Below are 24546 nucleotides of genomic sequence, written 5' to 3' on the forward strand. Positions count from 1 at the left end.
AGCGAAGGACAGGACCTTTTCTTAGCGTGAGGAAATCGGGGTGGGCTGGATCTTCCACACCTCGTTCGCGTAGTCCGCGATGGTCCGGTCAGAGGAGAAGCGGCCGGAATAGCAGATATTGAGCCACGCCTTCTTAGCCCAAGCAAGGTTGTCTTCCTCATAGTCCGCAGCCATGCGGTCTCGAGTAGCGCGGTAGTCGGCGAAGTCACCGAGGACGTAGTACTGGTCCTGGGCGTGCTCCCCGTAACCATCGAGAAGCGAGGAGCGCAGGTCGCCGAAGATACCGGCATTTTCGGCGCCCAAGGTGCCGTCGACAAGCGCATCAAGCACGCGGGCTAAGCCTGGCACGCTCTGGTAAAGCTCGCCCGGGTTGTACTCGGCGCGCAGCGCAGGAAGCTCCTCGTTGCGGGCGCCAAAGATATAGGCGTTGTCCTCACCGACTGCCTCTACGATTTCTACGTTGGCACCATCCATGGTCCCCAAAGTCAGCGCGCCATTCATCATGAACTTCATATTGGACGTACCGGAGGCTTCTTTGCCGGCTACAGAGATCTGCTCTGAGATATCAGCGGCGGGGATGATGTGCTCGGCAGGGGAGACGTTGTAGTTCTCCACAAAAACGACGCGGATGATGTCCTTGGTATCTGGGTCGTTATTGACTAGCTCCGCGATGCTGTTGATGAGCTTAATAATCGCCTTGGCGCGCTCGTAGCCCGGTGCGGCCTTTGCGCCAAAGATGAAGGTGCGCTTCGGCACCGTCTCGCCCTGGTCTTTGATGCGGAAGTAGAGGTCGAGGACGTAGAGGGCATTCATCAGCTGGCGCTTGTACTCGTGCAAGCGCTTAATCTGTACATCAAAGATGGAGTCGGGATTAACCTCGGCGCCTTGGTGGTCTTTTACCCAGTTAGCAAAGTCGCGCTTATTGGCCTGCTTGATGGCGATGAGTTCGCGAAGCAGGTTCTTATCCTCGGCCTTATCAGCGAGGTTGGCCAGTTGGGTGAGGTCAGTGACCCAAGCATCGGAGCCAGCCTGCTGCGTGAGCAGTTCTGCTAAGCGGGGGTTGCACATCTTGAGCCAGCGGCGCGGGGTGACGCCATTGGTCTTGTTATTGAATTTCTCCGGCCAGAGTTCGTGCCATTCGGCCAACGTATCGGCCTTGATGATTTCCGTGTGCAGGGCGGCGACACCATTGATGGAGTAGGCGGCATAGCAGGCGATCCAGGCCATATGCACGTGGCCGTTGGATACCGGCGCCATGTAGTCGATGCGGCCCTGATCCAGACCGCGGTGGGCCATATCTTCGCGGAAGCGGCGGTCGATTTCCTCCACCAACTGCCAAATGCGCCAAAACAGCTTCTGGAAGATGGACACCTCCCAGCTCTCCAGCGCCTCCGCCAGCACGGTGTGGTTGGTGTAGGCGAAGGTTTCGGTGACGATCTTCCAGGCTGCATCCCAGCTCAGACCATGCTCATCGAGCAGGATGCGCAGCAGCTCCGGGATGGCAAGTACGGGGTGGGTGTCATTGAGCTGGATGGAGTTATACTTCGCAAACCCGGTGAGGTCTTCGCCGTGCTGGTCAATGTAGTTATCCACCATGGTCTGCAGGGAGGCAGAGACAAAGAAGTACTGCTGGCGCACGCGCAGTACCTTGCCTTCGTACGTGGTGTCATTGGGGTAGAGCACGCGGCAGATGTCCATAACACGCTCGCGCTCGACGATGGCCTCGGTAAAGCGCTGGGAGTTAAAGGCATCGTAATCGAAGTCATCGATGGGCTCGGACTTCCATAGGCGCAGGGTGCCTACGTTATCGGTCCCGTAGCCGGTGATAGGCATGTCATAGGGAATTGCGCGCACGTCCATGTCATCGAAGTGGACGCGGCGCTGTTCAGAGGCACGGCGAATGACAAAGTCATAGCCGTTTTCCATCCACGCATCTGGCTGTTCTTTCTGGAAGCCATTCTCAAAGGACTGTCGGAAAAGGCCGTAGCGGTAGAGAAGGCCATAGCCGGCTACGGGGTAGTCCTGAGTGACAGCGGAATCGAGGAAGCAGGCGGCAAGGCGTCCGAGGCCGCCGTTGCCGAGCGCGGCATCATGCTCGGCTTCGAGGACATCGCTCAGCTCGTGATCGGTTGCCTTGGCCGCGGTCTTGGCATCGTCAACAAGACCCAAGTTGGTGAGGTTATTGAGCAGCGCGCGTCCCTGCAGGAATTCCGCAGAGAAGTAGTGCTGTTGGCGCGTTTCCGCGTAGGCAGCACGGGTGCGCTCCCAATTATCGGCAATCTGCTCCATGACGGCACCGGAGAGGCCCGACCAGAACTTACGGTTGGAAGCGCTGTGCGGGCTCACGCCAGAGGCCGCGCGGACATGGGAGGGAACAGTGGATTCGAAAGCAGAATGCCGTGGCTGGCTCATTTTCAACCTTAAGTTTGTGGGGAGTCACGAAACGCCTGCCAGCTTAATAGCATTGGCCCTGCGCCGCAGGCGGGGGAATGAGAATACGCGTCTCGGGCACCTAGGGCGTGGCCAAGTAGGTCATTGCCGCACCATATGCCGCCCGGGTGGAGGCATAAACGGTGGGGGCATAGTCAGGCAGGAAGGTTGCTTGGTGGTTGACCGGAGGATCCTGCAACTCATCTTCCGGGGTGCAGCCGATGTGCCAAAAGACATAAGGTACCCCCCACGCCTGCGGCAGGTAGCAAAAGTCCTCGGAGGCGGTGGAGGGGACCGCGATGACTGAGTCGGAGCCAAAAGCGGCGTCGAAAACCTCGCCTATTGGGGCATGGGCAGCGGCGTCATTATCGGTGACCTCGCCGTGGGCGTAGTACTCAAAAGTGGGGTCCTGCTCGCTTCCGGAGGCGACACACTCGGCCTTAACCATGCGTTCGAGGGAGTGATAGACCTTTTCTGCCAGCGCGGGATCATAGTAGCGAGTATTGAGTACCAGCTCGGCGGAGTCGGGGATGATGTTGTTTTTATCGCCGGAGTGAAGCTCGCCTACGGAGATGACAAAGAACTCGTGCGGGGCGACCTCGCGGCCCACAATGGCTTGGAGGCGGGTGACGATCATAGCCGCGATGTAGGTCGGGTCGATGGAGTTATGGGGCATGGAGGCGTGGGCGGATTTGCCAAAGACGCGGATACGCAGGGAGTCGCATCCGGCCATGATCGGGCCGGCGGCGTGGCGAACCGTGCCGGCGCGGCCGGGCATGATGTGCTGGCCAAGGCAAATATCGGGGCGCGGGACGCGTTCAATGAGGTTATCGGCCAGCATGAATTTAGCCCCCATGGAGGATTCTTCGGCCGGTTGGAAAAGGGCGAGGAAGGTGCCGGACCAGGAACTACGGGAGGCGTCGAGAAGCGCGCAGGCACCTAGCAGCGCGGTGGTGTGCATGTCGTGTCCGCAGGCGTGCATATTTCCATTGGCAGCGGAATAGGAAACACCGGTGGCCTCCTCTACCGGCAGACCATCGAAATCCGCGCGCAGCAAAGCGGTGGGTCCATCGCCATTGCGGAAGATGGCGACCATCCCATAACCCCCGATGTTCTCTACTACCTCGCAGTCAAAATCGGCGAGCTTGGCGCGGATGCGACCGGCGGTTCGCTCTTCCTCGTGGGAAAGCTCGGGGTGGCGGTGCAGGTCCTCATAAAAGTCCTGCTGCCATTCCAGATCGGCCTGCTGGGAAGTGACGAGCTGGGCGATGCGGGCAGAATCAGACATGGTTTCACACCTTAGGAATTGGGTAGGGTTAGCGCTATGCCGGTTATTCAATTTGATGTTTTGGTTCCCAACGCACAAGCAGAGCGCGTCGCGGATATCTTTACCACTGCCACCGACAAGTTGGTAGAAAGCGGTTCATTAGCCTCCGCTGAGGTTACTCGCCCCGATGCGCCGCAGTTTCCAGAGGGGTTGGAAGAACAGCTGCGGCAAAATTATCGCGATGAGCATGAGGACCGCGACCTTGAGGACGCGAGCGTGTACCGCTACGACATTGCGGTAACAGGGGTGAGCGGCTCGGTTAACCAACTAGGCATGGTGCTCTCGCGCCTTCTTACCCCGCATGCAGTGCTGCCGAAAGACCACGTCTTGTTGGAAGATGAGCTGGCGCATGAGCAGCCAGCTATCTTCCCGTGGTCGCTGTCTATCCGGCCTTAGAGCTGCTTGACGATGTCCCTGGCGGCCGCCGCCAGCTGTTGCGCCAGGGGGCCTTCTTGGCTAAGCGATGCGCAGTAGGCGTCCATGTCATGCTCGAAGGAACCGGCGATAATGCCCATAGGCGTGCCTGCGTCCTGGGCGAGGCCCGCAATGGTTCCGACGGCCTTTCCGGTCAAAGATTGCTCGTCAAACCGGCCCTCGCCGGTAATGACGAGATCGGCGGAGGATATTTTTTCTGGCAGCCCGAGTGCAGTGGCGACATGTGCGCCGCCGGATAAGACGCGAATATGCTCATCTGAGCCCCAGAGCGTGCGAGAAAGCCAGTGCAGGCCGATGGGAAGGCCACCCGCGGCACCGAAATATTCGGAGTCCGCATCTGCGCCGGTGACTTCGCATGTTTGCAACATGGCACCGGCCAGCAGGGCTACCTGCTCGCCTTGCGCTCCTTTTTGGGGGCCGTACATGGTTGCCGCCTGTACTGGAGTAGCGCGGGTATCTGCCAGCAATGTGAAATCAAGCATGCCCGCCTTGATATTGAGCTGCGCGGTGTCAATGTGATCGAGCTGAACTAGGGGAGCGCCGCCCTTGGGCAGGGCGTAGCCGCGGGCGTCGTGCGCGGCAGCGCCGAGCGCGGTAAGGATGCCCATACCGGCGTCGATGCTGGCAGTTCCTCCCAATCCGAGCACAATCGAGGTGGCGCCGCGTGTTTCTGCATCCGCAATCAGCACGCCGGTGCCATAAGAATCGGCGTGCAGCGGATCAAGGCTGTCCTGCACTGCGGGCAGGCCGGTGGCAGAGGCGACGTCGATAAACGCAGTGGTTCCGGCCAGAGCATAGCTTGCCTGAGTCAAGCGGCCTATGGCGTCGGTGGTAGGCAGGGTGATGTTTTCGACGGACTGTCCGCCGGCTGCGGCCGCTTGTGCGAGGACGGCGGCGGTTCCCTCGCCACCATCGGCCATGGGCAGGGTGGTAACCGTGGCCTCGGGAAGAACCTGGCGCACCCCCATAGCAATGGCTGCTGCGGCCTCGGGCGCGGAGGCGGTGCCTTTAAACGAGTCTGGCGCGACGACAATATGCATGCCCGTGATTATAAAGCCCGCCTGCGAAAGGAGTCTGTGCGGCTGAAGATCCGAACGTTCTACAGAAAATATTTTACTTTATTGTCGCTGGTAAAGACGGTTCGGATCTATGCAAGGTCTAGAAACTGCTTGCTTTATCGGTAGTTTGATAGGAAACTGGTATCTGTTCTTATACGTCCACAGAATGGAATGCACGCCATGTCAGTAGATAGCCAAATTTCTGAGTACTACGACAAATTGCTCAAGCGCAATGCGGGAGAACCAGAATTCCACCAAGCGGTTTCTGAGGTTCTGGACTCGCTGAAGATTGTCCTAGAAAAAGACCCGCAGTACGCGGACTACGGCTTGGTGGAGCGTCTCTGTGAACCTGAGCGCCAGCTCATCTTCCGCGTGCCGTGGATCGATGACAATGGTGATATCCAAGTCAATCGCGGTTTTCGCGTCCAGTTCAATTCTGCGCTCGGCCCCTACAAGGGCGGACTGCGTTTCCATCCTTCGGTCAACCTGGGCATCATTAAGTTCCTCGGTTTTGAGCAGATCTTCAAAAATTCCCTGACCGGCCTGCCCATTGGCGGTGGCAAGGGCGGTTCTGACTTTGATCCCAAGGGCAGGTCCGAGGTGGAAATCATGCGCTTCTGCCAGTCTTTTATGACGGAGTTGCACCGCCACATCGGAGAATACCGCGATGTTCCAGCTGGTGATATTGGCGTCGGCGGCCGCGAGATCGGCTTCCTCTTTGGTCAGTACCGCCGCCTGACTACCCAGCATGAATCCGGTGTCCTTACTGGCAAAGGCCTGACCTGGGGCGGTTCCCTGGTTCGTACCGAGGCCACAGGCTTTGGCACGGTCTATTTCACCAATGAAATGATGAAGACCCATGGCGAGTCCTTTGATGGTGCCAAGGTCATTGTCTCTGGCTCTGGCAATGTTGCCATCTACGCCGCAGCGAAGGCCCAAGAACTGGGCGCCACCGTGGTGGCCATGTCCGATTCCTCCGGCTATATCACCACCCCACAAGGCGTGGACATCGAGCTTCTCAAGAACGTCAAAGAAACTCGTCGTGAGCGTATTTCCACTTATGCACAAGAGGCTGGCAGCGGCGTGGAATTCCATGAGGGCGGAAATATCTGGGAAGTAGGGGCGGACGTGGCACTGCCGTGTGCTACCCAAAATGAGCTGGACGGCGACTCGGCCAAAAAGCTTGTGGAAGGCGGCGTGCGCTACGTGGCCGAAGGTGCCAATATGCCGTCCACCCCGGAGGCCGTCCACATATTCCAAGAATCCAAGATCAACTTCGCGCCGGGCAAGGCCGCTAATGCTGGTGGTGTTGCTACCTCCGCGCTGGAAATGCAGCAAAATGCGTCCCGTGATTCTTGGTCCTTTGACTACACCGATGACCGCCTCCACGCGATCATGTCTAATATCTTTAAAAACATCGACAACACGGCGAAGGAATACGACCGCGAAGGCGATTACGTAGCCGGCGCAAATATCGCCGGCTTCAAGAAGGTAGCGGATGCCATGCTGGCACAGGGCGTCATCTAAAAATCGGCCTTTATTCAAGCTCCCCTTTTGCGCCACAGAGCGTGGCGGTAAAAGGGGCGCTTGTTTTTGTATATGCGTGCCATAAATTCTGTATGTGTGGGCGCGGACTGGCAAGACCGGTTGTGGAAGTAAAATCTGCAGTACACACTCGGTGCGTGGCCTCCACGCATGGCGGGTGAGGGTATGTAAAATTCGCGGTATGTACCGTGTCTTTGAGTCTCTAGATGAATTAGTTCAGCACTTGGAGGGGGCCCATGGCTTCCCCATGACCTCTAATTGCGTAGTTCCGCGCCATGAAATGCTCGCGCTTCTCGACGACCTCCGTAACGCGCTGCCCGTTGAGATTGATGACGCGCAGGATGTGTTGGATAAGCAGGATGAAATCCTGCACGGCGCTGAGGAGCGCGCGGACCAAACCATCAATGATGCTAATGCCCAGGCAGATGACATTGTGGGCCACGCCCGCGAGGAAGCAGATGCCACGGTGTCCCATGCAGAACAGCATGCCGCCAAGCTGGTGGCTGATGCTGAAGCTCGCGCTCAGTCCATGGTGGAGCAGGCCCGCGCGGAAGCAGACCGTACTATCGCTCAGGCGAATGATGAATATGAGCGTTCCGTCGCTGAAGGCCGCGCAGAGCAAGAGCGTCTGGTTTCGGAATCAGAAGTTGTTCGCCGCGCCGATGAAGAAGCACATCGCATTGTGGAATCCGCCCACACCGAATCTAACCGTCTGCGCAGTGAATGCGATGAATTTGTGGATGGCAAGCTAAGCGAATTTGAAACCACCCTTAATGGTCTGCTGCGTACAGTAAACTCCGACCGCTCTGCCCTGCGTGGCGGTGCCGGAGTGCGCTCCCGTGGCGGCGACTATTCGGCTCCGGGACGCGCCGGCGGCGCCGCAAGCAACACACGTTACGCTGAAGGCGAGACCTATGAGCGCCGCTATAACGAGCGCTAAAACTTTAGTTTCTTTATCGGCCTTAAACTCTATGGTTCGGTGCACACCGGGCCGTAGAGTAAGGGGCTAGGAAAGACCTATACACTAGGCACGGCCAAAGGCCCTATTTGGTGAGCAGGCGGTTCGTCGTACACCGTCTACTCACCAAATAGGGCCTTTATTCATCGCCGCTGGTCTGAGTAAATTAGGTGGTGGCACGAGTGCGAGGTTGCTTAGCGGCAATGGCCTTTCCTTTTTCATGGGGAGTAGGCGTTATGTGGGTGTGTAGGGGAACGGAGATGTCTTCCTGCTGCGGGAGAAGGTGTGCAGGCGCGGCGGATTGGACGGCCATGCATGCTGCAATAATCGCGGTTACCAAGCCTGGAAAAAGGAACGCAACGAGTGCAGTGAAGAAATAGGAAGACAATGATGTCAAGGGATTATCACTGAAATTTTGTGGAAAGCACACGGCACACACGCTAAGGAGCGCACCGGTAGCTAGCACCATCGTGCCCACAGAAATGAGCGCGGTAGGAATGGTCGCGCGGGAGAACCAAGTAATAGCACCTGCGCTTAGGGAAAAGATGAGCGCGCCGGTAAGGACCGAAAGGTCCATGCCGGTGGGCAATACTAAAATGGCACCGGCTACCAAACCGGCAACGACGCTACAGATGAGTGCGGTAAAGAGGCGAATGCCACGCGCGCCGTACATGCCTGAACGGTCCGGGCGTGGAGTGGCGTGAACGAGCATACCGGCAGTAGCTAACACCGCAGCGGGAAGACAGCTAAACACGGTGAAACCGAGCGCTATGCTGCGTAGATCCGTGGAGGCTAGTGCCAAGTGGTAGGTCATGCTTCCAGACTAAGGACGGCTTTCGCTCGGGAAAAGGCTAATCCGCAAAGGCATATGTCCTTTTACATTAAACGCCAGATTCTTGACAGAAACTTTCCTCGCGCGGGCCGCTAGGCGGAGTTTGCGGGGCAAGGTAGACTACCTAGTGTTATGACATCACCATTGAAGTTCGATGTGGGCGAATTGTTGAACGCCCAAGGCGCTGACGCACTGCCGGAACAACGCACCCAAACCGGCCCCTCACCTGAGAGGATCGGCGTGGAGATGATCGCCATCCCGCAGGGCGAAGAGCTCACCGTAGACGCTACCTTGACCCCTCTTGGTGCAGGTGTCTTAGTGGATGCCAACGTATCCGGACAGCTGACCGGGGAATGCGCTCGCTGCTTGAAGGAATTGCACCCACAGTTGGACTTGCACGTCACACAGGTCTTTGCAGCCGACGAATCCTTTGTCTCGGGAGATACCCCTTCAGACGGCGACGAAGGATCCGGAGATGAGATTCCAGAGATTGAAGATGATGAGCTGGATCTCTTGCAGGCCGTGATCGATGAGGCAGGCCTTAATCTTCCCTTTGCCCCAGTATGCGAAGATGGCTGCGAGATTGACACGCCTGAGGGCGTAACCACGGGTATCTCTGGCGAAAAGGATGAAGAAAAGGTCGATCCCCGCTGGGCTGGTTTGGAGAAGTTCCTATGAGCCGCAAGAAGAAGCTAACTGGGGAAGAGGCACTGGCTGCCGAGTTCGCTGCAGTAGACCATTCCCCGTTGTTGGAATCGCTCGGTGTGGAATTGCAACCAGAGCACCTGTGCCTAGCATTGACCCACCGTTCATTTGCTAATGAAAATGGGCACTTGCCAAACAACGAGCGCTTGGAGTTCTTGGGCGATGCGGTGCTGGGCCTTTCGGTAGCCTCTCAGCTCTACATCACCTACCCGTCCCGTCCGGAATCGGATATTTCCAAGATGCGCGCATCGATTGTCTCGCGCTACGGCCTGTCTGATATCGCCCGGGAAATAAACCTAGGACCGCACATTTTGTTGGGTAAGGGCGAGCAGTCCACCGGTGGCCGCGATAAAGATTCCATTCTTGCGGATACCACTGAGGCAATCTTTGGTGCCATTTACCGCGAGCATGGTTTTGAAACGGCGCGTGACGTCATCTTGCGCTTATTTGCGGAAAAGATCGAAAATGCGACTGTGAGCGGGCGCCACTTGGATTGGAAGACCTCTTTGCAGGAGCTGTGCGCGGAGCTAAAGGCGCCGATGCCGGTTTATTCGGCTACTTCCACCGGACCAGAGCATGACCAGACCTTTAATGCAGTAGCTACTGTGGCTGGTCTGACCGTAGGAAATGGTGTGGGCCACAATAAAAAGTTGGCCGAGCAGCAGGCAGCTCAGGAGGCCTGCCAGACCCTGCGCGAAACTCCGCTTTTGGTGCAAGGCACTGCACATAAAGAGGGCTGAGCATGCCGGAATTGCCGGAAGTCGAGTCCGTCCGCCGTGGCCTTGCACCACACGTGGTGGGACGGACTTTTGAGTCTGTAGAGGTGTTACACCCGCGTTCCAATCGTGGCCAAGATGAGCCGCTTTCCGGTCTCCTTGAGGGCAAAGAGATCTCTGCGGTGGCCAGGCGCGGGAAGTTTATGTGGCTGGAATTTGTGGGCGAAGATGCCATGGACCCCCACCGTGACGTCCTCTTTATCCACCTAGGTATGTCGGGTCAGATCCGAATAGGTGCCACCGAATCTTCGCACCTTCGCATTACCGCCCAGCTGAGCGGTGGGGTAGAGGTGTGCTTTGTTGACCAGCGCACCTTTGGGTATTGGTTGTATGCGCCGTGGGACAAGATTGCGCACATTGGCATTGACCCGCTGGAACCGGATTTCGATAGTGCGGCTACAGCACGGCGCCTGCGTGCGAAGAGGACCGCAGTGAAGACCGCGCTTTTGGATCAAACGCTGACCTCTGGAATCGGCAATATTTACGCTGATGAATCCCTGTGGGACGCGCAAATCTCACCCCGCAAGAAAGCTTCGACCTTGCGGCAAAAAGATGCTGTTGCTCTGCTTGCAGCAGCTCAGGAGGTCATGACAGCGGCCCTAAAAGTGGGCGGCACGAGTTTTGATTCCCTGTACGTAAATGTGAACGGCGAATCGGGGTATTTTTCGCGTTCCTTGGCCGCGTATGGGCGTGCTGGCCAGCCCTGTCTGCGGTGTGGAACGCCCTTGGAGCGCTGCATAATTTCAGGGCGGTCCACCCATTTTTGCCCCCATTGTCAATAATTTATGGCGTATGGGGTTCACGTTGTGAACCTTAAGGCAGTAAATTATTCTGCATGGATTTTCTTGAAAATGTCGTAACGACATTTAATGACGGCGTGTGGTCGTGGATTTTGCCGTGGCTGCTGATTGCTGCGGGCCTATTCTTCGGCATCCGTACTGCTTTGGTGCAAGTGCGCATGGTGCCGGATATGTTCCGCGCCGTCGTCGAGCGCCCCAAGGGGGAGGGCCGCGATGAGGACGAAGACTATGGCGGAATCTCCGCGTTTAAGGCCTTCACCATTTCAGCTGCTTCCCGCGTTGGCACCGGTAACGTTGCCGGCGTGGCAGTGGCCATTTCCGTTGGCGGCCCAGGTGCCGTCTTCTGGATGTGGCTGATTGCCATCCTGGGTGGCGCTACTGCGTTCATCGAGTCAACCTTGGCCCAGCTGTGGAAGGTCCGCGATGGCAATGGGTACCGCGGTGGTCCGGCGTATTATATGAAGCGCGGTTTGGGGTGGGGACCGCTCGGCGTGCTTTTCTCCATCGCCATCGCCTTTACCTTTGGCTTGGTATATAACGCCTTCCAGACCAACGCCATTGCGGATGCGGTGTCCTTTTCCTTTGACCGCGATGACACGATGTTCCGCTCCATTATCGGCATTGTTATCGCCGTGGTTGCGGGTCTTATCATCTTTGGCGGTGTGAACCGCATTGCCAATATCACCCAGGTCATCGTGCCATTTATGGCGGTGGCTTACCTGCTCATCGGTGGTTTTGTCGTCATTACCAATTTTGACAAGGTACCGGGAATGATTGGCGATATCGTCGGTCACGCCCTAGGAATCAAGGAAATTGCGGGAGCCGGTCTTGGCGCGGCCATGATGAAGGGTATTCAGCGCGGTCTGTTTTCAAATGAGGCCGGCGAAGGCTCTGCCCCTAACGCGGCGGCAACTGCGGCCGTATCTCACCCAGTCAAGCAAGGCTTGGTGCAGACCCTCGGCGTGTACTTTGACACCTTGGTGGTATGTACCATCACTGCTTTCATTATCTTGCTGGGACCAGAGATTGCCTATGGTGCAGAAGCAGAAGGCGTGTCCTTGACCCAGGCAGCCCTATCTTCTGAGGTGGGCGAGTGGGGAATCCACTTCGTCAGCTTTATCCTCTTCTTCCTGGCCTTCTCTTCCATCCTGGGCAATTACTACTTGGCGGAGTCTAACCTGGAGTACCTCACCCAGAGCAAGCCTGCGCTGGTGATTTTCCGCCTCGTCGTACTTTTCTTTGTCTGGTTCGGTGCGGTGGGCTCCTTGCCGCTGGTCTTTGCCTTGGCCGATACCGGCGCGGCAACCATGGTTATCCTCAATATCCTCGCCATCGTGCCGCTATCCGGGGTGGCCATCAAACTGCTCAAGAACTACAACGAGCAGCGCAGCCATGGCATTGACCCGGTATTCCACCGCGATATGCTGCCGGAGCTTAAAGGCGTGGAGTGCTGGGACGGCTCCGACCCCGTCACTCGTCGCAGCGAAGAGGACCGCCGCGTCCTGCGCGATAAGGGTCAACAAGATCACTACTAGGAGCTAGGGAGGCCGCTTGACCATGGAAAGAATGACCGCTTTTGTCCACGGGCACGTCCAAGGCGTGGGCTTTCGATGGTGGACGCGCTCCCGTGCCCTCGAGCTCGGCTTGAAGGGGCATGCTACTAATTTGGCCGACGGTCGGGTTCAGGTTGTAGCCGAGGGACCGCGGGAGAAATGTGAGGAGTTGCTAGGACTCCTCAAAGAACAGCCCAGTATGACTCGCCGGCCAGGAACGGTGGACCTAGTAGTCGAGCAATGGGCTGCCCCCAAGGGAGAGTCTGGCTTCATTGAACGCTGATGCATAGCACATGCCCGCAGTTTCGAGCCTTGAGGCTCGGCTGGGCAGGCGTGCTCTAAGCTTGCTAAACTAACCCAAATGCACCTGAAATCGCTGACGCTCAAAGGCTTTAAATCATTTGCGTCGGCGACGTCTCTGAAATTTGAGCCGGGCATTTGCGCTGTTGTCGGACCGAATGGTTCCGGCAAGTCCAATGTGGTCGATGCGCTAGCTTGGGTCATGGGCGAGGGAAGCGCCAAGACGCTGCGTGGCGGAAAGATGCAAGACGTCATTTTCGCCGGTGCCGGCGACCGCAAAGCCTTGGGCCGCGCCGAGGTAACCCTCACCATCGATAATGCGGACGGCGCACTGCCGATCGAGTATTCGGAAGTTTCGGTTACCCGCCGAATGTTCCGTGACGGTGCCAGCGAATACGAAATCAATGGTGCCAAAGCGCGCCTTATGGATATTCAGGAGCTGCTCTCTGATTCGGGTATTGGCCGCGAGATGCATATTATCGTCGGCCAAGGCAAGCTTTCTGAAATCCTCGAATCGCGGCCCGAAGATCGGCGCTCCTATATCGAAGAGGCAGCGGGTGTGCTCAAACACCGCCGCCGCAAGGAAAAGGCGCAGCGAAAGCTCACTGGCATGCAGGCCAATTTGGATCGCCTGCAGGACCTTACGGATGAGCTAGGAAAGCAGCTTAAGCCTTTGGCCCGCCAGGCCGAGGCCGCGCAGCGTGCGGCCACGGTGCAAGCTGATCTGCGCGATGCCCGCCTGCGCTTAGCCGGCGATAGGGTAGTGCGGCTGCGCAGCAAGTTTCAAGAGGCCGAGCGCACGGCCGAAGTTCTCGCCGAGCAGGTTGAAGAAGTTACGGCGCAGCTGGAAGAAGCGACAGGCTCCCAGCTAGAGGTAGAAGCCCAACTAGAAGAAATAAGCCCCAAGGCAGATGCCGCTCAAAAACTATGGTTCGATCTGTCTACGCTTTCTGAGCGCATTTCCGCCACGCAGCGCATCGCGGAAGAGCGAGCGGCCAATGCTGGTGCGCAGGTGGCTTATTCTGGCCAAGATCCGGAGGACCTAGAGGCACGGGCCACCCGTGCAGATGAGGAGCATGCGGAGCTTCTCGCCGCGGCGGAAGAAGCTGCAGAACGCCTGGAAGCGATCCGCGAAGAGGTAGCAGAGCGCCGCGAAGCCTTCGAGGCGGCCGAGCGCGAACACATGGCCCAGCTGCGCGCCATTGCTGATAGGCGCGAGGGCGTAGTCCGCCTTATCGCGGCGGAGGAAAAGGCGGCAGGCCAGGTTACTTCGGCGGAAGAGGAGCTAGCGCGGCAAGAAGAAACCCTTGCTTCTACCAGTCAGCGCACTCAATCTGCCCAGGCAGAGGCCGATGAGGTGGCGGATAAACTGCAATCTTTGGCTGGCGAGCGCGAGCCGCTCGAGGACGCACATGTGCGCGCGGCCAGTGAATCGGGTGCGGCTGATAAGCGCTTGGAACAGCTGCGCGATGAGCAGCGCGAACGCGAGCGCGCCGTGTACACGTTGCGCTCCCGCATCGATACCTTGGCCCAGACCGCACCAGAAAAAATCGATGTAGGTGAGCAGTTCCAGCCGCTGGCCACATTCATCAGCACCTCATATGAGACAGCGGTTGCTGCCGCATTGGGCGCCTTCGCTGAGGCTCAGGCCGGCGAGATTTCCGTTCAGCTCATTTCGGACCTGGAAAAAGGTACGCGTTCCGCGCTTATCGATGTCTCCGTGGCCGCCCCCGCCACTTCCTGGCGCGTGGATGCAACTTTGCCCACCGGAACCTCGTGGTTGCTCGACCACATTGCTGTGGTTCCGGAGGTATCCGCCGCGCTGCACCGCCTCCTTGCGGATGTCGTGCTCGTTCCCGATTTCGCGGCGGCGAAAAAATTGGTGGCAGAGGATCCTCGCCTGCGCGCCGTTACCGAATCGGGCGTGGTGCTGGGCGAAGGTTGGGTAGAAGTAGGCACCGGTGCCTCGTCTACCGTAGAGGTCACCGCTCGCATCGCAGAGGCAGAGGAACAGCTGGAATCTGCGACGCAGGAGCTAGAAGAGCTATCCGGCACGCTTGAAGGTGCAAAGATTGCAGCAGAAGATGCCCGCGTGACCGCCGCTTCGGCGAAGGCTGCTTTGCGCGAACACGATACCGAGGTTGACGCGTGGAAGCGTGATCATCAGCGCCTGCTTAAGCAATACGAGGCCAATAAATCGGAACACGAAAAGGCCGCTGCGCGGGCGACCGAGATTGAGGTAAAGATCGCAGAAGCCCGCAAGCAGCTTGCCGACGCCCGCGATAGGCTCGCCCGCGTCGATGCGGACGAGCAGCCAGATGAGCCTTCTTCGGCGGAACGTGACGAGGCTTCGGCCGCATTAGAGCAGGTTAAGTCGATGGAGATGGAGGCGCAGGTTGCAGCCCGCTCTGCTCAAGACCAAGTGGGTCAGGTAGCGGGGAAGGGCGAGGCATTGCGTCGCCAAGCGCAGCATGAGCGCCAAGCCAAGGCTCGCCATGAGCAGGCCATGGCCCGGCGCAAAGCCCAAGGGGAATTGGCCGGTGCAGTGGCAAGGCATTCGCGTGATTTGACCGCGCGCGCCACGCAATTGCTAGAGCGCGCCACCGCTGAGCGCGATGACTACTTTGCGCAGCGCACCTCCTTGAACGCGCAGTTGCAACAGGTAAAACAGCAAGTCTCGGCCGCGCGACAGCAGCTGGACCGGTTGACCAACCGCGCTCATGACTCAGAAATTACTCGCTCGCAGGCACAGGTGCGCGTCGATGAAGCAGAAGCCAAGATTGTGGAGCAGCTCGGCATTGCGATTTCGGACCTTTTGCAGGACTACACCCCAGGCGAGGATTTCGATCGCGGGGCGGAAAATGCGCGCCTGAAGCAAGCAGAAAAGGACTTGAATTCTTTGGGCAAGGTTAATCCACTTGCGTTGGAAGAATATAAGGCTTTGGAGGAGCGTTATTCCTTCCTGTCCACCCAGCTGGAAGATGTCATCCAAGCCCGCAAGGATCTTGCCGGGGTTATTGAGGACGTGGATGCGCAGATTTTACAGCTTTTCACCGATGCCTGGCATGACGTGGAAGCGGAATTCCCCAAGGTCTTCCAGACCCTTTTCCCTGGTGGCGAGGGCCGCCTCATCCTCACGGAGCCGGAGGACATGCTTACCACCGGCATCGAGGTGGAAGCGCGCCCACCGGGCAAGAAGGTCAAGCGCCTGTCCTTGCTTTCTGGTGGTGAGAAGTCGCTCACCGCGCTGGCAATGCTGGTAGCAATCTTCCGCGCCCGCCCCAGCCCGTTCTACGTCATGGATGAGGTTGAGGCAGCGCTTGATGATGTCAACCTGCGCCGCCTCATTGCCCTTTTTGAAGAGTTGCGCAAGGATTCGCAGCTTATCGTCATTACGCACCAAAAGCCGACGATGGATGTAGCTAACGTGCTGTATGGCGTGACCATGCGCGGCGACGGTATCACCCGTGTTATTTCGCAGCGCATGAATCCCGCAGGTAGTGCCCCTGGAACAGAGCAAGCCAGCGAGGACGCTACCCGCCTGGGCGTTGATGCTCCACGGGGCGACTAGCCAGGGTGGTAGCCGCGGGCGTCGCCTGCCGGTAGGCCCCTCTATCCGGGATAGGAGGGGGTTTGGCGTGCCGCGAGCCCGCAAGACTGGCACTATAGAGACATGAATTCTTTATGGTTATGGATCGGCATTGCGATCGTCGTCATTGTGCTGATTATTCTTCTCGTAGTAATCGGCAAAAAACGCGGCGACGCCAAGAAGGTGTCCTTTGACAAGCCCACTGAGGAAGAACCGAAGCAGCTTACTCAGGAGCAAAAGTCCGGCAATTATCAAGCTAAGTCCGGCTTTAACTTCGCTCCTGCCGGTAGTGCCAAGGAAAAGCAGAAAAGCCCGGTGCAAGCGGAAAAGCCCGTGAAGAACCAGCCAGCTGCGGATAAGTCAGCTCCGGCACATCAGGAGGCAAAGGCAGAGCCTAATGCTACCGACATTGCCAACGAGCAGCTTAGCGGCAAGACCCCACAACCACAGGCCAAGCCGCAAGCACCTGCGGACAAGCCACAGCCTGCTCAGGCTAAGACCGATGCTGCGGCCGACAAGCCCGCGGTAGAGCAACCAAAGGAAAATAAGCCGGCACCACAACAGCAGGCAAAGCCGGCAGAAACCAATAAAACTACTGAGACCAAGAAGCCGGCAGATGTCAAAGAGCAGCCGACTGACTCTCTCCCAGATAAGTCCGAAAAGAACCCGTCCACGGGCGCTGGAGCCACGGCGGCAACCGCTGCCGGTGCAGCAGGGATAGCGGGTACGGCAGCTGCGGCTGCAGAAAGTAAAGAAACGCCTGCGGATAATGTCGCAGAATCGGTCGAGCAGCCAGCAGCAACATCCGAGCCGAAGGAGCCAGCGACGCCGCAGGCAGATAAGTCAGCGGAGGAGGCTTCGCCAGCTGCTGAAAAGGCAGAAGCTCCTGAAGATACCGTCGATGTGAAAGACGCCGCAGCAGCAGAGGAATCCCCAGTCTTTGACGAGGTCGTTGAAGACAAGAACGCGGAAGACATTGAAGAGCGCGTCGATGACCGCGAGGAGGCCGAAGAGGCTGCGGCTGCAGCCGAGGCACAAACCGGCGCGGCCGAAGCAGCCAAGGAGCAGACCGAAGTTCCAGAGGGAGAGCCGGCCCCAGCGCCAGCACCACAGGAAGACATCGCCCCCGCAGGTGGGCGCCTTGGGCGTTTGCGTGGACGCCTGTCCCGTTCGCAAAATGCCATCGGCCAGGGACTTATGGGAATTCTTTCCGCAGGCGATCTGGATGAAGATGCCTGGGAGGAAGTAGAAGATACTCTCATCATGGCGGACCTAGGCACCAAGTCCACTATGAAAGTGACTGACTCCCTGCGCGAGAAGATTGCTGAGCGCGGCGTCTCCAGCGAGGACGAGGCCCGTGCCATGCTGCGTGAATGCCTCATCGAGGCAGGCCACCCAGAGATGGACCGTTCCATTAAGGCCATGCCGAATGAGGGTAAGCCAGCCATCGTTATGGTTGTCGGCGTTAACGGCACCGGCAAAACCACCACCACGGGCAAGCTTGCCCGTGTGCTTGTAGCCATGGGTCATAAGGTACTTCTGGGCGCGGCGGATACTTTCCGTGCTGCGGCCGCTGATCAGCTCGAGACATGGGGTCGCCGCGTTGGCGCCGATACCGTGCGCGGCAAGGAGGGCGCTGACCCAGCATCGGTCGCCTTCGACGCGGTAGCTCGCGGTGTAGAACAGCAAGTAGATGTGGTCTTGGTAGATACCGCAGGCCGCCTGCATACCTCCACAGACTTGATGGACCAGTTGGGCAAGGTCAAGCGCGTGGTGGAAAAGAAGACCGATGTGGACGAGGTTCTGCTGGTACTGGACGCTACCGTGGGACAAAATGGTCTGACTCAGGCCCGCATATTCCGCGAGGTAGTAGATATCACCGGCGTCGTCCTAACCAAGCTGGATGGTACTGCCAAGGGCGGAATCGTCTTCCAGGTGCAAGAGGAATTGGGCGTTCCGGTCAAGCTCGTGGGCTTGGGGGAAGGCGCCGATGATCTCGCACCGTTTGAGGTCGAAGGCTTTGTCGACGCTCTCTTGGGCGAGAAATAACGCCTAACTTCAAAGCTCCCCCTGCATATCGGGAAGCACGAGCGTGCGCCACGGTGTGCTGGGGGGAGTTCTTCGTTTTCCTGGCTGAGTTCCAGCGTATACCTTGCTCGCGAATTCTTTTCGCCGATTTAGGATCACCACTTCGCAAACTATGCGGAATGGGCAATTCAATTGGAATGGAAGAATGTCCTGCTAAGTGCCTGTGGTTTTTCTGACTATAAGCGTATTTGGGGCGGTTGTGCTCGCCTTTTATCAGTCGCCAGGGAATGCTGCAATGTGGTTTGGCCTTGGTGGGAATGGTAGCCTGAAGGGGCTGTATTTAATGCGAAATTCGCATTAAACCTAGACCAAGGTTCGTGAGGCAAGTATTTCGTGACGCTACTTTATGCAGTCCTCCTCGCGGCGCTGGCAGTGATCTTGGCACCGGTAACCGTAAAGGTTATTGACCGAAAGGCAGGCTATCCACTAGCTGGCCTTTTTGTTATTGCAGCGGTCCTTATTGCCAAGGAATTTCCTGCCATTGCAGCCGGGGAGGAATTGAGTTTCCACGCCACTTGGGTGCGCGATTTTATCGCACCGGGCGTCGACGTAAGTTTTGCTCTCCGCGGGGACGCGTTGAGTATTTTCTTTGCTATGTTGGCGCTGGTCATTGGTGCCGTCGTCTTTACGTATTCGGCGGCTTATCTGCCTAAGAATGAGGGTAATACCAGCTTCTACACCTTGATGACAGCGTTTACGCTGTCCATTTTATTGCTGGTTTTGGCCAATGACGTTGTGGTTTTGTTCCTTGCCTGGGAGCTAGTCTCCTTGGCTTCCTTTATGCTGATTGCGCGCTCCGGTTCGGGCGGCGAAGCTGGTTCGCAGCGCACCTTGATCCTGACCTTCGTTGGTGGATTGACCCTGCTGACCGGGTTGGGTATTGCTGCGACAGTGACCGGATCGACTGCGGTATCTGAGATTCTGGCGTCGCCGGTATGGACACAGCGCCCCGGTGTAACAGCGGCCGTAGCCGTGTTGATCGCGGCGTCTGCATTTACCAAATCGGCGCAATTCCCATTCCACTTTTGGCTTCCTGAGGCTATGGCCGCCGCCACTCCGGTTTCGGCTTTCCTTCACGCAGCCGCAGTGGTCAAGGCTGGCGTGTACCTGCTGATTCGCTTTTCCACGATCTTCCACGATGTGGCGGTATGGAATTGGCTGCTCATCGTGGTTGGAATGGGTACCGCGGTAATGTCCGCGGTCTTTGCAGTGCAAAAGACGGATTTGAAGAAGCTCACGGCTTATTCGACCGTCTCCCATTTGGGCTGGATTGTCGCCACCATTGGTGTGGGAACCCCATTCGCTATCGCCGCAGCGTTGGTACACACGTTGGCGCACGCGCTATTTAAATCCTCGCTGTTTATGCTTATTGGCGTCATCGACCACCAGGCCGGTTCGCGCGATATTCGCCGCCTCGGACCACTGTGGAATAAGATGCCGTGGACATTTTGCTCGGTAGTCATCGGCGCGGCCTCTATGGCCGCGGTACCACCGCTTTTGGGCTTTGTATCCAAGGAAGGCATGCTCACTGCGTTTGAAGACGCCCCGATTGGTGGCACTGGCCAGGTCATCTTGCTTATCGTTGCCGCCATCGGCGCCTTCTTTACCTTTACCTACTCCGCCAAGATCGTCTTCGGCGCCTTCTTTGATGGACCTCGCGATATGGGACATGTCCACGAGGCTCCGGTTTCCCTGTGGCTGCCTGCCGCACTACCGGGCTTTATGTCCCTGCCGCTGGTATTTGTACTCGGAATCTTTAATAACCCGATTGACCATGCAGTGGCTGCTGTTGGTCTGGAACATCATTCGCACCTTGCCCTCTGGCACGGGCTTAATGTTCCTTTCCTTATCTCGCTCGTGGTCCTTATCGCCGGTATTGCCGGTATCTTTGCCCGCAAGACGATGTGGGCAAGCTTTGAGGACAAGAAGTTTATGCCGCGCAGCGGCAATGAGTTGCTGCACTCTCTGCAGTTGGGCTGTTCGCGGCTGGGACGAGTCTTGGGCAAGATGTCCGATTCGCATAATCCGTCCCGCCACATGCTGCCCATTGTCATTTTGATTATCGTGTTGGCCGCGACCACGCTCATCCGCGATGGCGTCGATGGGGTAGCGCTGCAGCCGCGGGTAGATGGTCTGGATAACCCATGGGATCTGCTTCCATTGGGAATCATCGCGCTGGCTATGTTTGGTTTGGTGCGAACTCAGAACCGCTTGACCGGTGCCATCATGATCGGCATTGCCGGCTCTGGTGTAACCCTGCAGATGTTCCTGCTCGGGGCGCCAGACGTAGCTTTGACCCAGTTTATGGTGGAAGCCCTATCTGTCATCGTTATGATGATGGTGCTGCGCTACCTGCCGGAAACCTTCCAACCGGTGAAGGATAAGTCCCGCAAGACCGGCTCTATTGTCATCGCAGTTTTGGCCGGTGTTGCTGCATTCTTGGGCGTGTGGGGCCTCATGGGCCGACACGAGCGTTCGGATCTGGCCATGTGGTATCTCGATAATGCGCCGGATATTACCGGCGGCGATAACGTCGTGGCTACCATCATCGTGGAATTCCGTGCGCTCGATACATTGGGCGAGCTTTCCGTGCTGGGCATGGCTGCAGTGGTTATCGCAGCCATTACTACAACGTTGCCGCGGTTCCCATTCAAGTCAGGTACACGTCCCGCGCCATTTGGCCAGTCACAGCTGAACTCTGTGCCATTGCGCAAGGGCGTAAACGTGGTGATCCCGTTGCTAGTAATCATGTCTGTCATCGTTTTCTTCCGCGGCCATAATGCCACTGGTGGTGGCTTCCCGGCAGCATTGATTATGGGCGCAGCAATCGGGCTTATCTACCTGTCCCGAGGATCTGATGAAATCGTCTTTGGCCGCATGACTCCGATTCACTTGACTGGTATCGGTATTATCACAGCCTTGGCTGCAGGCTTCGTGGGCTACTTGCACCACGGCCTTGGCAACGGTGGCTTCCTCGCGGCCATCCACGCCGAGGTCTTTGGTCAGCACTGGACTACCTCGCTCATCTTCGATTTGGGCATCTACCTCGCGGTGTTGGGCATGTTGACCATGGCGATTAATGCCCTGGGCGGTTACCTGCGCCCTGGCACGGAGCGTGACTTCCTACCGTGGATTCATGATGATAATTCCGCGCTGCCAACCACGCCGCGCATTTCGCTTGAGGATGTCGACGATCCGTATCCGGACCCGATTAACCCCTCGACCGATCCTCTGGCTTTGCTGACGCCATCGGAAGCAAGGACGAAGAGGAAAAATAAACGGTCCATGCCTAAACGGGGAGGAGAAAAGTAATGATCCTTGCATTGACTATTGCTTTGCTCATAGGCAGTGCCGTCTACCTCATCCAGCAGCGCGGTTTGGTGCGCATCGTGTTGGGCATGATGGCCTTCGGACACGGAGCAAACCTAATGCTGCTGGCTACGGGCGTGTACTCCTACCGCGGCGAGTCCTTCCCCTCCCAGGTTCCACACGACCAGATGGCAGATCCGCTGCCGCAGGCCTTCGTGTTGACCGCGGTGGTTATTTCCATGGCAACCTCGACCATCCTGTTGACGATGGCGGCAATGGGCAAGAACGACGACACCGATGTGGTGGAGCCGGTTGATGACAACACCATCGACCATGCCTTTTCAACCTTGGGCCGTGACGCCCAAAATCGCCAGATTCTGGAAGAATCCACCAACCAACTTGACCGTATCGGTCAGGTGGACCACGACACTCCCGTAGCAGAGCGCGGGGCAGCTGAACAGAAGGAGGATGATAAATAATGACTGACGCTGTAGCTCAACTCCTTCCGCTCTTCCCAGCGGTCCCGCTGATTGCAGCAGCCTTTGCACTGCTAGCACCGTGGCGTGCGGTGCGCGATTCCATCATGTTGATCATCCCGGGCATGGGAATCTTCGCTGGCCTGGGTCTGCTGATGTACACCATGAATAACGGGGTAGTTGCCCACACAGTGGGCCTATACCAAGGCAATGTGGGTATCCCGTTTGCTGCGGATGCTTTCTCCGCGTTGATGATCATCACCACGATGATTGTCGCTTTTGGTGCCAACTGGTTTGCCATTGCGGGCGGGGAGACCAAGTCTCGCTTTTATCCATCGCTCACCTTGATTTTGATTACCGGTGTCTGCGGTGCGTTGCTTACTGCTGACCTCTTTAACTTCTTCGTCTTTATTGAGGTTATGCTTCTGCCGTCTTATGGCCTTATCACCATGTCTGGTACTTGGTCGCGTCTGGCGGCCGGACGTGCCTTCGTCTTGGTGAACCTTTTCGCCTCCACCTTGCTGGTCGTTGGCGTGGGTTATATGTATTCGGTTACCGGCGCGGTTAACCTTGGCGCATTGAAGGGTGCGGCAGCGGGTAACGGGCCCGTCACCGTCGCCGCGGGTTTGATTCTCATTGCAATCACCGCCAAGGCCGGCGTATTCCCTGTGCAGTCGTGGTTGCCTCGCACTTACCCGGGGACCTCAGCTGCGGTGATGGGCCTGTTTTCCGGCCTGCACACCAAGGTCGCCGTGTACATGCTCTATCGCCTCTACGTGCAGCTATTCGGTCTGGATCAGCGCTGGAATGTGTTGATCATCGTGATCATGATCATCTCCATGATGATCGGTGCTTTTGGCGGCCTAGCGGAGAACTCCATTCGCCGCGTGCTCGGCTATCAGATGCTCAACGGCATGCCTTTCATCTTGGTAATGCTTGCTTTTACCTCTGATGACCCACGCCGCGCACTAGCAGCCGGCATTATGTACACGATTCACCACATGTTGACTGTTGGTTCGCTGATCTTGGCTTCTGGCGCCATTGAGGAAACCTACGGCACGGGCCTGCTAACCAAGCTGTCCGGTCTCGCTCGTCGGGACCCCATTATCGCGTGGATTTTCGCTGCCGGTGCGTTCTCCGTCGTAGGTTTCCCGCCGTTCTCCGGAATGTGGGGCAAGCTGATGATCGTCTTCGAGATTGCCCGGGTAGGAGGCGCGTGGGCGTGGATCGCTATCGCGGCTATTATCATTGCCTCCTTTGCCGCCTTCTTGGCCATGCTGCGGGTATGGCGCAAGGTTTTCTGGGGCAAGGGCTTGCCGGAAGATAAGGTTCCGGATGAACTGATCATCCGCAAAAAGCTCATGGCCCCCTCTGCCGCACTCATCCTTGGTTCGCTGTGCATGTTCATTTTCTCTGGAATCGTTCTGGACGTTGTGGATAGCGCCTCGGAGCAGCTGCTTGATACCACCGCTTATACTGAAACCGTCTTGGGAGACGAGCCGATTGCAGTTCCCAATATCGATGAAATTCAGGAGGGCCGTTAAATGAACGCAGTGGTGTATGCATTGTGGCTCATTAAGGAAATCTTTGTGGCCGGCATTAGCCTGGCGATGGCGGCCTTTAAGCCAGATAACGAATACCACCCGGTTATCATTCGTTATCCACTGCGTGTGACTGGCGCATGGGAGATCTTCTGGTTTACTTCTTCCATCACCGCAACGCCAGGAACGCTTTCGTTGGGTTTGCGCGAGCCACCCCGCAAGGGGCTGCCGCGCATCGTGCTGGTGCAGGCAGTTCAGGGATCTGACCCGGCGGCAATCGTGGCTGACTTGGCTGATATGGAGCAACGCCTTGCCCCACGGGTGAAAGACATCGACTACGGCGTCCCAGGCCAAGGAGAGACGACGGAATTGGATGAGGCATTCTACGAGTATCCCCTCGAATCTGTCGGTCGCTTTATGCGCTCGCCTGACTTGGCGCGGGCGGAGGACACTCCGCTTTCAGAAAGCGAAGCGGACGTCGAAAAGCCAAAGCGTCATGCCCGGAACATAAAACGCAGGAAGGAGACCGAGCGATGATTGATTTTGCCACACTGTCCCCGTTCGGCTGGGTCGTATTTGTATGCGTATTCATCATTGGCATCGCCACATGGTGCGGCGTGCTGCTTGCACTGCGCACACGCGATGAGCTCACTCGCGCAATTACGTCTGACATCGTGTTCTACGGCATGATCTGCATGTACTTGGCATGGTCGATGACCAATAACGCCCCGATGGCCTACTACATTGCACTCCTCGGTGCCATTGCCGCGGGCGTGCTGCCCACGCTATCTATGGCCCGCATTATTTCGAAGGGCAGGCGATAA

The 24546-nt window shown here is 57.6% G+C and carries 19 protein-coding genes; 15 read left to right on the top strand and 4 right to left on the bottom strand.

All coding sequences use genetic code 11. The features are described 5' to 3' along the window. Positions 1-21 precede the first annotated feature (21 nt). Both RAE07_RS01525 and RAE07_RS01530 read right to left on the bottom strand, forming a co-directional pair. Positions 22-2412 (bottom strand): glycogen/starch/alpha-glucan phosphorylase, encoded by a 2391-nt coding sequence (locus RAE07_RS01525; RefSeq protein WP_317001178.1) that lies wholly within the window; start codon positions 2410-2412, stop codon positions 22-24. A gap of 100 nt (positions 2413-2512) precedes the next feature. Continuing rightward, the gene (locus RAE07_RS01530) at positions 2513-3718 is read right to left on the bottom strand and encodes an amidohydrolase (protein ID WP_317001179.1); all 1206 of its coding nucleotides are present in this window, start codon (positions 3716-3718) and stop codon (positions 2513-2515) included. Between the two features lie 36 nt (positions 3719-3754). On the opposite strand from RAE07_RS01530, the gene RAE07_RS01535 reads away from it, so the two are divergent. Further along, positions 3755-4153 carry a hypothetical protein gene (locus tag RAE07_RS01535; RefSeq protein ID WP_023021262.1) on the top strand — a complete coding sequence of 133 codons (399 nt, stop codon included), beginning with the start codon at positions 3755-3757 and terminating at the stop codon, positions 4151-4153. On the opposite strand, the gene RAE07_RS01540 is transcribed toward RAE07_RS01535, so the two are convergent. Further along, entirely contained in the window at positions 4150-5232 is a 1083-nt protein-coding gene (locus RAE07_RS01540; protein WP_023021263.1) for a glycerate kinase family protein, read from the bottom strand. The two genes, RAE07_RS01535 and RAE07_RS01540, sit on opposite strands and share 4 nt — an antisense overlap. 198 nt (positions 5233-5430) lie before the next feature. Here RAE07_RS01540 and gdhA point away from each other — a divergent pair, with 198 nt between their 5' ends. Together gdhA and RAE07_RS01550 are read left to right on the top strand one after the other, a co-directional pair. After that, on the top strand, positions 5431-6777 hold the full coding sequence (gdhA, locus tag RAE07_RS01545) for an NADP-specific glutamate dehydrogenase (protein ID WP_200288898.1): 1347 nt from the start codon (positions 5431-5433) through the stop codon (positions 6775-6777). 199 nt (positions 6778-6976) lie between these two features. Then, positions 6977-7735, top strand: coding sequence for a DivIVA domain-containing protein (locus RAE07_RS01550; RefSeq protein WP_023021265.1), 759 nt, complete (start codon positions 6977-6979; stop codon positions 7733-7735). 184 nt (positions 7736-7919) lie between these two features. Here RAE07_RS01550 and RAE07_RS01555 read toward each other — a convergent pair whose 3' ends face one another. Further along, complete coding sequence (locus tag RAE07_RS01555) at positions 7920-8567, bottom strand: hypothetical protein (protein WP_023021266.1); 648 nt, start codon at positions 8565-8567, stop codon at positions 7920-7922. A 150-nt stretch (positions 8568-8717) separates the two neighbouring features. Between RAE07_RS01555 and RAE07_RS01560 the strand changes: the two genes are divergently transcribed. From RAE07_RS01560 to RAE07_RS01615, 12 genes are all read left to right on the top strand, one after another. Further along, positions 8718-9263, top strand: a complete 546-nt coding sequence (locus RAE07_RS01560; RefSeq protein ID WP_086587445.1) for a YceD family protein — start codon at positions 8718-8720, stop codon at positions 9261-9263. Then, positions 9260-10030 carry a ribonuclease III gene (gene rnc / locus RAE07_RS01565; RefSeq protein WP_200288899.1) on the top strand — a complete coding sequence of 257 codons (771 nt, stop codon included), beginning with the start codon at positions 9260-9262 and terminating at the stop codon, positions 10028-10030. The genes RAE07_RS01560 and rnc overlap by 4 nt, the downstream gene beginning before the upstream one ends. Positions 10031-10032: 2 nt before the next feature. Next, positions 10033-10848 (top strand): bifunctional DNA-formamidopyrimidine glycosylase/DNA-(apurinic or apyrimidinic site) lyase, encoded by an 816-nt coding sequence (gene mutM / locus RAE07_RS01570; protein WP_248098812.1) that lies wholly within the window; start codon positions 10033-10035, stop codon positions 10846-10848. A gap of 53 nt (positions 10849-10901) precedes the next feature. Further along, a complete protein-coding gene (locus tag RAE07_RS01575; RefSeq protein WP_200288901.1) occupies positions 10902-12401 on the top strand; it encodes an alanine/glycine:cation symporter family protein in 1500 nt (499 codons plus the stop codon). Positions 12402-12423: 22 nt separating this feature from the next. Then, a complete protein-coding gene (locus RAE07_RS01580; RefSeq protein ID WP_023021271.1) occupies positions 12424-12702 on the top strand; it encodes an acylphosphatase in 279 nt (92 codons plus the stop codon). Between the two features lie 78 nt (positions 12703-12780). Beyond that, positions 12781-16290 (top strand): chromosome segregation protein SMC, encoded by a 3510-nt coding sequence (gene smc, locus RAE07_RS01585; protein WP_317001181.1) that lies wholly within the window; start codon positions 12781-12783, stop codon positions 16288-16290. 102 nt (positions 16291-16392) lie between these two features. Beyond that, complete coding sequence (gene ftsY, locus RAE07_RS01590; RefSeq protein ID WP_317001182.1) at positions 16393-18357, top strand: signal recognition particle-docking protein FtsY; 1965 nt, start codon at positions 16393-16395, stop codon at positions 18355-18357. 372 nt (positions 18358-18729) lie between these two features. Next, on the top strand, positions 18730-21708 hold the full coding sequence (locus RAE07_RS01595) for a DUF4040 family protein (protein ID WP_317001183.1): 2979 nt from the start codon (positions 18730-18732) through the stop codon (positions 21706-21708). Beyond that, positions 21708-22184, top strand: a complete 477-nt coding sequence (locus RAE07_RS01600) for a sodium:proton antiporter (RefSeq protein ID WP_023021275.1) — start codon at positions 21708-21710, stop codon at positions 22182-22184. The genes RAE07_RS01595 and RAE07_RS01600 overlap by 1 nt, the downstream gene beginning before the upstream one ends. Next, entirely contained in the window at positions 22184-23725 is a 1542-nt protein-coding gene (locus tag RAE07_RS01605; RefSeq protein WP_023021276.1) for a monovalent cation/H+ antiporter subunit D family protein, read from the top strand. The genes RAE07_RS01600 and RAE07_RS01605 overlap by 1 nt, the downstream gene beginning before the upstream one ends. Then, on the top strand, positions 23726-24259 hold the full coding sequence (locus RAE07_RS01610) for a monovalent cation/H+ antiporter subunit E (RefSeq protein ID WP_023021277.1): 534 nt from the start codon (positions 23726-23728) through the stop codon (positions 24257-24259). Further along, complete coding sequence (locus tag RAE07_RS01615) at positions 24256-24546, top strand: hypothetical protein (protein ID WP_023021278.1); 291 nt, start codon at positions 24256-24258, stop codon at positions 24544-24546. Before RAE07_RS01610 ends, RAE07_RS01615 begins: the two co-directional genes overlap by 4 nt.

This window comes from Corynebacterium nasorum, assembly GCF_032821635.1.
GTDB lineage: Bacteria > Actinomycetota > Actinomycetes > Mycobacteriales > Mycobacteriaceae > Corynebacterium > Corynebacterium kefirresidentii.

Coding starts and splice junctions, on each gene's coding strand:
- RAE07_RS01555 (WP_023021266.1), bottom strand. CDS start 8,567: ATGACCTACCACTTGGCACTAGCCTCCACGGATCTACGCAGCATAGCG.
- RAE07_RS01580 (WP_023021271.1), top strand. CDS start 12,424: ATGGAAAGAATGACCGCTTTTGTCCACGGGCACGTCCAAGGCGTGGGC.
- RAE07_RS01540 (WP_023021263.1), bottom strand. CDS start 5,232: ATGCATATTGTCGTCGCGCCAGACTCGTTTAAAGGCACCGCCTCCGCG.
- RAE07_RS01605 (WP_023021276.1), top strand. CDS start 22,184: ATGACTGACGCTGTAGCTCAACTCCTTCCGCTCTTCCCAGCGGTCCCG.
- RAE07_RS01530 (WP_317001179.1), bottom strand. CDS start 3,718: ATGTCTGATTCTGCCCGCATCGCCCAGCTCGTCACTTCCCAGCAGGCC.
- RAE07_RS01615 (WP_023021278.1), top strand. CDS start 24,256: ATGATTGATTTTGCCACACTGTCCCCGTTCGGCTGGGTCGTATTTGTA.
- gdhA (WP_200288898.1), top strand. CDS start 5,431: ATGTCAGTAGATAGCCAAATTTCTGAGTACTACGACAAATTGCTCAAG.
- RAE07_RS01600 (WP_023021275.1), top strand. CDS start 21,708: ATGATCCTTGCATTGACTATTGCTTTGCTCATAGGCAGTGCCGTCTAC.
- mutM (WP_248098812.1), top strand. CDS start 10,033: ATGCCGGAATTGCCGGAAGTCGAGTCCGTCCGCCGTGGCCTTGCACCA.
- rnc (WP_200288899.1), top strand. CDS start 9,260: ATGAGCCGCAAGAAGAAGCTAACTGGGGAAGAGGCACTGGCTGCCGAG.
- RAE07_RS01525 (WP_317001178.1), bottom strand. CDS start 2,412: ATGAGCCAGCCACGGCATTCTGCTTTCGAATCCACTGTTCCCTCCCAT.
- RAE07_RS01560 (WP_086587445.1), top strand. CDS start 8,718: ATGACATCACCATTGAAGTTCGATGTGGGCGAATTGTTGAACGCCCAA.
- RAE07_RS01610 (WP_023021277.1), top strand. CDS start 23,726: ATGAACGCAGTGGTGTATGCATTGTGGCTCATTAAGGAAATCTTTGTG.
- ftsY (WP_317001182.1), top strand. CDS start 16,393: ATGAATTCTTTATGGTTATGGATCGGCATTGCGATCGTCGTCATTGTG.
- smc (WP_317001181.1), top strand. CDS start 12,781: ATGCACCTGAAATCGCTGACGCTCAAAGGCTTTAAATCATTTGCGTCG.
- RAE07_RS01535 (WP_023021262.1), top strand. CDS start 3,755: ATGCCGGTTATTCAATTTGATGTTTTGGTTCCCAACGCACAAGCAGAG.
- RAE07_RS01575 (WP_200288901.1), top strand. CDS start 10,902: ATGGATTTTCTTGAAAATGTCGTAACGACATTTAATGACGGCGTGTGG.
- RAE07_RS01550 (WP_023021265.1), top strand. CDS start 6,977: ATGTACCGTGTCTTTGAGTCTCTAGATGAATTAGTTCAGCACTTGGAG.